General features: G+C 62.6%; 6 protein-coding genes and 1 pseudogene. 1 reads left to right on the plus strand and 6 read right to left on the minus strand.

Annotation, left to right across the window (positions count from 1 at the left end):
- The 6 genes and pseudogenes from EOB59_RS33150 to cpaB all read right to left on the minus strand — a co-directional run.
- Positions 1 to 264, minus strand: a pseudogene (locus EOB59_RS33150) (type II secretion system protein F); the annotation flags it as partial.
- A 4-nt stretch (positions 265 to 268) separates the two neighbouring features.
- Positions 269 to 1,690 carry a CpaF family protein gene (locus tag EOB59_RS33155; protein ID WP_127810562.1) on the minus strand — a complete coding sequence of 474 codons (1,422 nt, stop codon included), beginning with the start codon at positions 1,688 to 1,690 and terminating at the stop codon, positions 269 to 271.
- Positions 1,687 to 2,901: a CpaE family protein gene (locus EOB59_RS33160; protein WP_013531961.1), complete on the minus strand. Its 1,215-nt coding sequence runs from the start codon at positions 2,899 to 2,901 to the stop codon at positions 1,687 to 1,689. The genes EOB59_RS33155 and EOB59_RS33160 overlap by 4 nt, the downstream gene beginning before the upstream one ends.
- 49 nt (positions 2,902 to 2,950) lie before the next feature.
- Positions 2,951 to 3,220 carry a hypothetical protein gene (locus tag EOB59_RS33165; RefSeq protein WP_127269273.1) on the minus strand — a complete coding sequence of 90 codons (270 nt, stop codon included), beginning with the start codon at positions 3,218 to 3,220 and terminating at the stop codon, positions 2,951 to 2,953.
- 4 nt (positions 3,221 to 3,224) lie between these two features.
- Entirely contained in the window at positions 3,225 to 4,670 is a 1,446-nt protein-coding gene (locus tag EOB59_RS33170; RefSeq protein ID WP_128290191.1) for a type II and III secretion system protein family protein, read from the minus strand.
- A gap of 30 nt (positions 4,671 to 4,700) precedes the next feature.
- Entirely contained in the window at positions 4,701 to 5,627 is a 927-nt protein-coding gene (gene cpaB, locus EOB59_RS33175; protein WP_245466310.1) for a Flp pilus assembly protein CpaB, read from the minus strand.
- 237 nt (positions 5,628 to 5,864) lie between these two features.
- On the opposite strand from cpaB, the gene EOB59_RS33180 reads away from it, so the two are divergent.
- On the plus strand, positions 5,865 to 6,338 hold a 474-nt coding region (locus EOB59_RS33180), incomplete at its 3' end, for an ATP-binding protein (RefSeq protein WP_245486862.1).

Below are 6,338 nucleotides of genomic sequence, written 5' to 3' on the forward strand. Positions count from 1 at the left end.
GATCATGCCCGACTGGGTTCGCAAAGCGCGGAACCGATCCAGCGAAAACAGCGGCGTGCCTGCGTCGAGGCCGCGTTCCTTGCGCAGTTGGACAAGCACCTGCTCCTGGCTGATCTTGTTTTCCTGCAGCTTCATGCGCCGGTTGATGGCGGTGCGCTTGTCGCTGCGGCCGGCATAAAGCAGGTAGCAGGCCTCGGCGATCAGGATGCCGGTCAGCGCGGCCGCGGCATAAACGACATAGATAGCGCTCATTCCATCGAACACTTGGCTACTCCTGCGGCCGGCCGGGTTCGAAATATCGTCCGGGAAACTCGATGCCCATGGCACGCAGATCCTCAAGGAAGCGCGGCCGGATGCCGGTCGCCTCGTAGTGGCCCAGAATCCTGCCGTCGGCCTCCATGCCGGTACGCACGAAGCGGAAGATCTCCTGCATCTGGATGACATCTCCTTCCATGCCGGTCACCTCGGCGACACTGGTCACCTTGCGCTTGCCGTCGGACAGGCGCGTCAGCTGAACGATCAGGTCGAGCGCGCTGGCGATTTGGCTGCGGATCGACTGCACCGTCATCGGCATGCCGGTCATGCCGAGCATCTGCTCGAGCCGCGAAATGGCGTCGCGCGGCGTGTTGGCATGGATGGTCGCCATCGACCCTTCGTGGCCGGTGTTCATTGCCTGCAGCATGTCGAAAGCCTCCTCGCCCCGGCACTCGCCGAGGATGACGCGGTCGGGGCGCATGCGCAGTGCGTTCTTGACCAGGTCGCGCTGCTTCAGCTCGCCATGGCCTTCGATGTTAGCCGGACGTGTTTCCATACGCGCGACATGCGGCTGCTGCAGTTGGAGCTCGGCCGCGTCCTCGATGGTGATCAGCCGCTCGTCCTCGGGAATGAAGGCCGACAGCGCATTGAGCATGGTCGTTTTGCCGGTGCCGGTACCGCCCGAAATGATCGTCGTCTTGCGGGCATGCACGGCCGCCGCCAGCACTTCGGCCATGTTCTGGGTGATGGCGCCGAATTCGACCAGTTTGTGCAGGCCGAGCTTGTTCTTGGAGAATTTTCGGATCGACACCAGCGGCCCATCGACCGCAACCGGGCGGATGGCAGCGTTGAAGCGCGAGCCGTCCAGCATGCGGGCATCGACCATCGGCTGCGATTCGTCGACGCGGCGACCAACCGCGGCGACGATCTTGTTGACGATGCGCAGGAGATGCGCCTCGTCCTTGAACGGAATGTGGACCGGCTGCAGCTTGCCCTTCTTTTCGACAAAGCAGTTCATGTGGCCGTTGATCAGGATATCGTTGATGTCCGGGTCCTTGAGCAGCGGCTCGAGCGGACCGAGGCCGACCATCTCGTCGACGATGTCGTCGACCAGCGCGTCAAGCTCGACGGTGTTGATCGCCATCCGCTCCTGCTTGGTCTTTTCCGACACGAAATCATGCACTTGCCGGCGCATCTCATCCTTCGGCAAACGCTCCAGCGCGACAAGATTGATCTCTTCGAGCAGCAGCCGGTGGATACGCACGCGCGCATCGAGCACCTTGTTGGCATTCTTTGCCGGCGCTGTGTCCGGCTTTGCCGGCAAAGCCTTTCGGCTGGTCGGAATGACGACGGCATGATGGGCGACCGGCGTCGTCTCAGGCACGCGCTGCGGAAGCGCATCGCGGTTCTGCAGGGCGGAGAAGCGGCTGGTCATCCGGCTTTCCTCTTCAGCAATCCACGGCCCATGCCAAACAGCGAGCGCGATTTCGCCCGGGTTGGGACCGCCTCCTCCGGCAGGATGATCTTCTTCAGATCGTTGACGACATTGGCGTTTGGATCGATCTCGTGCAACGGCACGCCGCGATCGACCGCCTCGCGCACCAGCCGATAGTTGTTGGCGATACCGCCGACGAAATGCTCGCCGAGAATTTCCTGGACGTCCGCCTGCTTGATGCCGTTGTCGAACATCTTCTGTTCGAAACGGTTGACGATGACGTTCGGCTTCACTTCCTTGCCGGCAGTCTCGTAGACCGCCTGGATCAGCCGCTGGGTGTGGCGCAGGCACGGCACCGTCATTTCCGCGACGATGTAGAGCTTGTTGGAACCGAGCAGCACGGTTTCCGTCCATGGAAACCAGGTGCGTGGCATGTCGATGACGACATTGTCGAAATAGGCCGAAACGAGGTCCAGCATGCGCACCACGACATCGGTCTTGAACGAGCGCATCTCTGCTGGATGCGCCGGTGCCGCCAGCACGCACAGCCCGCTGGCATGCTTGGACAGCATCACGTCGAGCAGTTGCCGGTCGAGACGCTCGGGCTGGTTCTCGATCTCGGTGATGTCGAAACGCGGTTCGAGGTCGAGATATTCGGCACAGGCGCCCTGCTGGAAATTGAGATCGACGACGCAGGTCGACGCGCCGCGCGTCACCGAGTGATGCAGCTGGAAAGCGGTCTGCAGCGCCAGCGTGGTGGTGCCGACGCCGCCCGCGGCAGGCATGAAGGTGTAGATCTGCGATTCGGTGTTTTCCTCGCGCCCGGGTCCCTGCAGCGCCCGCACGACGGAGCGCACCAGATCGGCCGTGGTGATCGGCTTGACCAGGAAATCCGCGACCTTGAGCTGCACGAGAATACGCACCGCGGCGGCGTTGAACTCCTGGGTGACGACGACGACCGGAACCTTGTCCTCCAGCCGGCGCATAATGCGCTGCAGCGACTCGACCTCCTCCAGCCTTGCCGCATCCATGTCGACGATGATGGCGCCGAAGTCGGCTTCCTGGATCTCGCCGCGCAACTCGGTGACGTTCTTCTCCACCGTCGAGAGCTGTATGATCTCGGAGGCGGAAAATGCGGTGCGCGTGTCCTGCGCAAATGTCCTGTCGGTCGATACGAGCAGGATCTTCCTGGTCTTGATGCCGTTTGCCATTCTGTCAGCCTGTCAGGTCGATCGACCGTTGGATCAGTTGCCCGTGGGATCAATTGGTCGTGCTGGACTGCGACGCCTTGGCACCGGCCGCCTGATCGGGTGTGACAGCCGCGGCACTGCCTCGTTGGGCCGGCACCAGGAGCCTGGTGTTCTGGACCCCGTATTTCCAGGGATCGACCATCTGCATGACGGTGTTGGCGGCCTGCGCATTTCCGGCGCCGGCCGTCGGCCCTTCGCTGCGCACATAGTCGTCGCTGGTGCAGCCGGCGGCAAAGCCGGTCAGCAGCAAGGCGACGCTCGATCCAAAGACCAGACGCATGGCTTCAATCCTTCGGCAGGTCGAGGAAATGCCCAGCCGAAGCGGCCGCTGCAGGTTGAGTGACGCGGCCGTCTGCCCGCGCCACGGTGCGACCGGCATCGGAATCCTTCACTTCCTCGGTGTTGTTGAGAAAATAGTCGGCGTTGCTGGCCGGCTGCGTGCCATCGGTCGGCTCGACGAGCTTCTTCGACGGATCGACCGGCTTGACCAGATAGGGCGTCACGATGATGACGAGGTCGGTCTCGCGCCGCTGATAGGATTTCGAGGAAAACAGCGCCCCAAGCACCGGCATCTTGCCGAGGCCGGGAATGCGCGACGTGGTGATGTCGTTTTGCGACTGCAGCAGTCCAGCGATCATGAAGCTCTGGCCGTTCTTCAGGTCGACCGACGTCCTGGCACGGCGCACGATGAAGCCGGGAACCGAGATGGTGCCGATATTGTAGGAGGCCGATGCGTCGATCGAGGAGACTTCCGGCGCGATGTCCAGACTGACCAGCCCATCCTTGAGGACGGTCGGCGTGAAATCCAGGCTGACGCCGTATTTCTTGTAGCTGACCGAGATCTTGCCGTCGTCCTCGGAGACCGGGATCGGGAATTCGCCGCCGGCGAGGAAGCTCGCCGTCTGGCCGGACCGGGCGATCAGGTTCGGCTCGGCCAGCCGCCGCGCCAGGCCGCGCTCTTCTAGCGCCTTGATGGCAATATCGATCGACACGCCGTTCGACAAAAGCCTGCCGATGATCTCGCCGGTGCCGGCGGCCGGCACTGTACCCGGATCGATCGAGACGTCGCGGCCACCGAGGCCGTAGGCAAAATTGGCAGCGTATTTGGCGCCCAGATCCTGACCCGCCTGGCGGTTGATCTCGACAAAGCGGACATTGAGCTGGACCTGCTGCGACGATGAGATGTTGACCGAGTTGATGACCTCCTCGGTGCCGGAAAAGCGCGTTGCGATCTTGTTTGCCTTTTCGGCGGCGACCGCGTCATCCGCCTCGCCCGACAGCACGACCCGGCCATTGGCCGATCCGACCTTGATCCTGGCATCCGGCACGCTGGCCCGAATGGTGCTGGCCAGCTGGTCTGTGTCGAGCGTCACCTCGATGTCGACGGTGCCGACAAGCTGCTTCTTCTCATCGAACAGCGCAATGCCGGTAGTGCCGAGATTGTTGCCGAGCACGTAGAAGGATTTGTCGGTCAGCGGATTGACGTTGGCGATCTCCGGGTCGCCGATGACGATCTGGTAGAAGGCGGCACTGGTCATGATCGTCTTCGGCTTGCCCTTGGCAACCTTGATCGACGCATTCTTGGTCGACGACACATAGACGATGTCGTTGTCAGCTCTCGCCGAGGCGCCGAAAGCCAGCATCGCGGCAGCAGCCAGCGAAGACGCGACAGCCACCGCACGCAAAATGCGCAACCGCCCCATGACCCGATATGTGAACAGCCCGAACATTGTCCCGTCCCTCACCCAGTCCCCACTGGCTTATTTCTGGTCCCGCGAAGGAACCTGGTATTCCTCGGCCTTCGTGCCGCGCGTTACGATGACCGTCTTGAACTTCGGTTTCTCCGGCTCCTTGGTGACGGCGTCGAACACCGAGCCGGCCGCGGCCTGCACATCCGAGGCGACCGATCCGCCGAAGGAGGAGATGGTGGTGACGCCGTTCTTGCCGTCACCGCCTTCGCTGGCGGACCGAAGCGACAGGGACAAGGTGCCGACGGTGCGGGCCAGCGCCACTTTCTGCGCGCCGTCTGTCGTCACTTCGATAGTCACCGAATTGGAAATCTGCGGCGTCGTCTGGCGCTCGTCGGCGCCCTGCCCGACGCTCAGCACCTTGGCATCGGCGACGACGATCTCGGAGGTGATGGTCGAACCGGCGGCCCCTTGCGCATTCTTGGCCACTTCCTGAATTTCGCCGGCATCGCGCGTCAGCACCACGTCCACGCGGTCACCGGGTGTGACGAAGCCGCCTACACCGGCGATCTCATCGGTGCGGATGGTGACCGCCCGCATTCCAGGCGTCATCATGTTGGAGAGTGTCGCGCGGCCGTTCGGACCGGACAGCTTGGTCAGCAGCACCGGTTCGTTGACCTCGATCGGCGACAGCACCACGCGGCTGCCATCGGCAAGCAACGCATTGATGGTGGTGAAAGCGCCCTGCGGCACGGCCTCTTGCGACCACGGGATTTCGCTGAGCTGCGCGCGGTCGAGCGCCATGCCGTAGCGCAATGGGGCATTCGCCACCACGATGGTCTTGAACTCGACCTTCGGCACGACAGGGGCCGGGATAGACGACGTCTTCTCTTCGGAATCCGCCTTGGCCTGGCTTTTGACCCAGAAATCCGCGGCAAAGATCGAGATCGCCCCGAAAACGGCGGCGATGCCGATCATCGATATGGCCTTGCCCCTCACGCCTAAACCCCTGATATCAGCAGTTTCTTGTTTTGTTGGGCTCACGCTAGGCCGCATTGTTAAAGAATCAGGAATCTTGCGCGGCGGCATCGGACCTATTTCCGCCAGCTTGGTTATCGAATGGTTTTGGGTTAAGAGGGATCAGATCCCCGAACGGAACAGGAACCTCGGTCGCTTGGCGCTGAAAAGCGTGGCAGTATCGCGAGGTGATTCGAAGCACCGGACCCTATGGCAGGCATGGACGACAACAACGATCTCTTCGGCAATATGGACAAGCAGCCGCAGCCGGTTCGCACACCGACGCGCCCGGCGGATCCGCTGGTGCAGGCCACCAAGCGTCCTGCCTCAATCAAGGATGGCAGCGAGGGCTATAGCGCTGCCGACATCGAGGTGCTGGAAGGGCTGGAGCCGGTGCGCCGCCGGCCAGGCATGTATATCGGCGGCACCGACGACAAGGCGATGCACCATCTGTTCGCCGAGGTCATCGACAATTCGATGGACGAGGCGGTAGCCGGCCATGCCACCTTCATCGATGTCGAGCTCTCGGCCGACGGCTATCTCGCCGTGACCGACAATGGCCGCGGCATCCCGATCGATCCGCACCCGAAGTTCAAGAAGCCGGCGCTCGAAGTGATCATGACGACGCTGCATTCGGGCGGCAAGTTCGACTCCAAGGTTTACGAGACATCAGGCGGCCTGCATGGCGTCGGC

The organism is Mesorhizobium sp. M7A.F.Ca.MR.176.00.0.0 (assembly GCF_004023165.1).
GTDB lineage: Bacteria > Pseudomonadota > Alphaproteobacteria > Rhizobiales > Rhizobiaceae > Mesorhizobium.

Excerpts from the sequence above, each read along its gene's own strand:
- EOB59_RS33165 (WP_127269273.1), bottom strand. The coding sequence starts at position 3,220 with ATGCGTCTGGTCTTTGGATCGAGCGTCGCCTTGCTGCTGACCGGCTTT.
- EOB59_RS33160 (WP_013531961.1), bottom strand. The coding sequence starts at position 2,901 with ATGGCAAACGGCATCAAGACCAGGAAGATCCTGCTCGTATCGACCGAC.
- EOB59_RS33155 (WP_127810562.1), bottom strand. The coding sequence starts at position 1,690 with ATGACCAGCCGCTTCTCCGCCCTGCAGAACCGCGATGCGCTTCCGCAG.
- EOB59_RS33170 (WP_128290191.1), bottom strand. The coding sequence starts at position 4,670 with ATGTTCGGGCTGTTCACATATCGGGTCATGGGGCGGTTGCGCATTTTG.